Origin of the sequence: Pseudomonas sp., from assembly GCF_050739655.1 — a bacterium.
Lineage (GTDB): Bacteria > Pseudomonadota > Gammaproteobacteria > Pseudomonadales > Pseudomonadaceae > Aquipseudomonas.
The window spans coordinates 1-3,128 of record NZ_JBOIBY010000072.1; the positions used below are offsets into that span (position 1 = coordinate 1).

The following is a 3,128-nucleotide window of genomic DNA, read 5'->3' on the forward strand; positions in this document are numbered from 1 at the left end:
ATCTCGCTTTTAAAAATCAAAAGATCGCAGCCTTCGGCAGTTCCTACAGGGGCCGGTGTTGGAACGGGATAATTAGATGTATTCACTTGAAGACCTGCTGCACCTGATGAACCGCCTGCGCGATCCGCAGTACGGTTGCCCATGGGATATCAAGCAAACCTACGCCACCATCGTCCCGCACACCCTTGAAGAAGCCTACGAAGTCGCCGACGCCATCGAGCGTGGTGATTTTGATCATCTGCAGGGTGAGCTGGGCGATCTGTTGTTCCAGGTGGTGTATTACAGTCAGTTGGCCCGGGAAGAAGGGCGCTTCGAATTCGATGGCGTGGTCGACAGCATCACCCGCAAGCTGATCCGTCGTCATCCCCATGTGTTCCCCACGGGCGACCTCTATGCCCCGCTGGATGTCCCGCGCTTGAACGAAGAGCAGGTCAAGCAGCGCTGGGAAGAGATCAAGGCCCAAGAGCGCGCCGAGAAGTCCGACGCGCCGCAACAGTTGTCCTTGCTCGATGATGTTCCCGCCGCGCTGCCAGCGCTGTCCCGTTCGGCCAAGTTGCAAAAACGCGCGGGGCAGGTGGGGTTCGACTGGCCCGATGCTTTGCCGGTGCTGGACAAGGTCCGTGAAGAACTCGACGAAATACTCGAGGCGATGGCCGACAACGACCCGCAAGCGATTGCTGATGAAGTCGGTGACCTGCTGTTTTCCGTGGTCAATCTGGCGCGCCACCTCAAGGTCGATCCGGAAACCGCGCTGCGCGGCGCCAATGGCAAGTTCGAAAGACGCTTCCGTTTTATCGAACAGGCATTGCGCGATACCCACCGACCCATGGAAGATTGCACCCTCGAAGAGTTGGACGCCTTGTGGGGCGAAGCCAAACGTCAGGAAAAGAATTTGCCCAGCTGCGGTTGAGCAGTTGCCTAAGTGAGTAATAAGCACCATGAGCATTTCCCTTCGCGACCAGTTGCTCAAAGCAGGGCTGGTCAACCAGAAGCAGGCCAAGCAGGTCAGCAAAGACAAACAGAAGCAACAGCGTCTGGCTCACAAAGGCCAGATCGAACTGGATGATTCCCAGCAGCGTGCAGCCCAGGAGGCCCAGGCCGAGAAGGTCAAGCGCGATCAGGAGCTCAATCGCCAGCAGCAGGAAAAAGCCGAGGCCAAGGCCCGTGTCGCTCAGGTCAAGCAGTTGATCGAAGCCACGCGCCTGCCGAAGTTGACGACCGAGGACTACTACAACTTCGTCGACGACAAGAAGGTCAAGCGCCTCTCGGTCAACACGCTGATGCGCAATAAGCTCAGTAACGGTTCGCTGGCCATCGTTCATCATGCCGGTGGCTACGAAGTCATTCCGCGTGAAGCGGCGCTGAAAATTCAAGAGCGCGACCCGCAACGCATCGTGCAGTTGAACGTGAAGACTGAAGAGGTCAGCGCCGAGGATGATCCGTACGCGGCCTATCAGATTCCTGATGATCTGATGTGGTAATCGATTCAAAGTTCTAGCGAACTTACATGTTTGCTAGTACTTCGGTTGATTTATATATTGAGCCCGAAAGTTCGTACCGATACGATCTTTCGGGTTTTCTTTTGCCAAAAAAATATCTCACTTGTATGAGTGGGTTTGTCCGGAGAAAACGAATGGAATGAATTTTAATCTATAAGGATATTATTAATGCTGATCAGTATCGCTTCGTTACGCCAACCTACCTTTAAATCACAGTTTTCAAAGTTACGGCCTTCCTACCTGTCGATTAACGATTATCTGGCAAGTGAGCTCGATGCGCGGGTTGACCATGTGCGCTGGAAAATACAAATCGCGGCAGAAGCCGCACGCGAGCAGCATGGCGATGTCGCCTGTCTCTTCTTCACCCTGCCGGAGTTTTTCTGGAACATTCCCTGGCACGTCATCCGTAGTGAAGAGGAGCTGCATGAGCTGAGTTCAGCCTATCTGGAAAAGGTATACGACTCAGTGGTGTCACTGATGAAAGATCTGCCAGTCGAGCGCTACGGGAAAATCGTTTTGCTGGGAGGGAGTTGCGCAACGCTTATCAAGGTTGGAGAAGGTGAGTCCAGTTATTACGATGTAATTAATTACTTGCTGGCGGTCACAAACAAAGAATATGAAGCAGATATTCCGCTGATGTCGATGTGGCCGAAGCGTTATGTATCAGGTATCGATTTTGGTAAACACGTAGGGACTGCAGAGGGGTATTGGTTCTTTAGTCTTTATGATGATGTCGTTGTAAGGGTCAAGGATGTCAGCAGTGTGCAGGCCGAACACAGTTACTTCGGTGGTTATGAAGGGAAGTTTTTGAATAGTCTCGTTCCCGGTTGTCCATTCGGCATCAATATTTGTCTCGATTATGCCGTGCTCAAGAATGGTGAGCGTGACGAGGAATTTGAACTGACGAACGCGAAAATCGATTTTTTGATCGCCTGTGGGATGGACTTCGAGTATGGCAAGCGTCATCCGACATCGATCCAGTATTCAATTAGAAATGACGGTATGGGTGATGGGGAATGTGAAGTGGTCAAGCTCGAGGCGGGGCGCATCACTGGCATTGTCCCTTCAGTCGTGGTCGACGGCAGTATCCATTTAGCCTCGCTTCATATTGCCTGAAGAGGCCGGTTGCGCTGCAGTCCGGCCAGGAAGGGCAGGCTGCAGCGACGCCGGTGTTGTGTTCAACCGGTCGCGAGTTCGCGTTTGAGCTCCAGCGTTTCAAGTTCGGCCTTGTAGTTGTGGGCGTCTATCTCGGAGTGAAACATCCCGACCAGCAGGTCTTGTTGATGCACGTCCCAGATTTGGATGCCAGCGGCTATGCCTTCGTGGGACATGTGTGAATCGTCGCGTTCAGTTACTTTGACAGTCATCTACTAGCTCCAATTTCTGTTATCTGCAGCAAGGCGTGTGCAGGTCCCAGTTATAGAGTTTGGTAGCTTGCTAAGTAAACGACTGAAATCGGAAAGGGTTTGTTACCGAATTGGACACAGTCTTGCAGCCCGCGTAAACCGCGACATTCAGTCGCAGGGCATTGAGTTCCATGACAAAAGCTTCATCTTGAACAGGCAGCTTTGACCCTGTGGGAGCTGGCTTGCCAGCGATAGCGGAGTGTCAGACGACGCTGATTTTTGC

General features: G+C 52.7%; 4 protein-coding genes. 3 read left to right on the plus strand and 1 reads right to left on the minus strand.

Translation table 11 applies throughout. From position 1 onward, the window contains the following. Positions 1 to 76 precede the first annotated feature (76 nt). The 3 genes from mazG to ACRESJ_RS04080 all read left to right on the plus strand — a co-directional run bounded on the left by mazG (position 77) and on the right by ACRESJ_RS04080 (position 2,615). Positions 77 to 910, plus strand: coding sequence for a nucleoside triphosphate pyrophosphohydrolase (mazG, locus tag ACRESJ_RS04070; protein ID WP_431756764.1), 834 nt, complete (start codon positions 77 to 79; stop codon positions 908 to 910). Positions 911 to 938: 28 nt separating this feature from the next. After that, entirely contained in the window at positions 939 to 1,481 is a 543-nt protein-coding gene (locus tag ACRESJ_RS04075; RefSeq protein ID WP_431756765.1) for a DUF2058 domain-containing protein, read from the plus strand. Positions 1,482 to 1,667: 186 nt separating this feature from the next. Then, the gene (locus ACRESJ_RS04080; RefSeq protein WP_431756766.1) at positions 1,668 to 2,615 is read left to right on the plus strand and encodes a hypothetical protein; all 948 of its coding nucleotides are present in this window, start codon (positions 1,668 to 1,670) and stop codon (positions 2,613 to 2,615) included. Positions 2,616 to 2,677: 62 nt separating this feature from the next. Here the strand turns inward: ACRESJ_RS04080 and ACRESJ_RS04085 are convergent, their stop codons facing one another. Beyond that, positions 2,678 to 2,866, minus strand: coding sequence for a hypothetical protein (locus ACRESJ_RS04085; protein ID WP_431756767.1), 189 nt, complete (start codon positions 2,864 to 2,866; stop codon positions 2,678 to 2,680). Between the last annotated feature and the right edge of the window lie 262 nt (positions 2,867 to 3,128).

Coding starts and splice junctions, on each gene's coding strand:
- mazG (WP_431756764.1), top strand. CDS start 77: ATGTATTCACTTGAAGACCTGCTGCACCTGATGAACCGCCTGCGCGAT.
- ACRESJ_RS04075 (WP_431756765.1), top strand. CDS start 939: ATGAGCATTTCCCTTCGCGACCAGTTGCTCAAAGCAGGGCTGGTCAAC.
- ACRESJ_RS04080 (WP_431756766.1), top strand. CDS start 1,668: ATGCTGATCAGTATCGCTTCGTTACGCCAACCTACCTTTAAATCACAG.
- ACRESJ_RS04085 (WP_431756767.1), bottom strand. CDS start 2,866: ATGACTGTCAAAGTAACTGAACGCGACGATTCACACATGTCCCACGAA.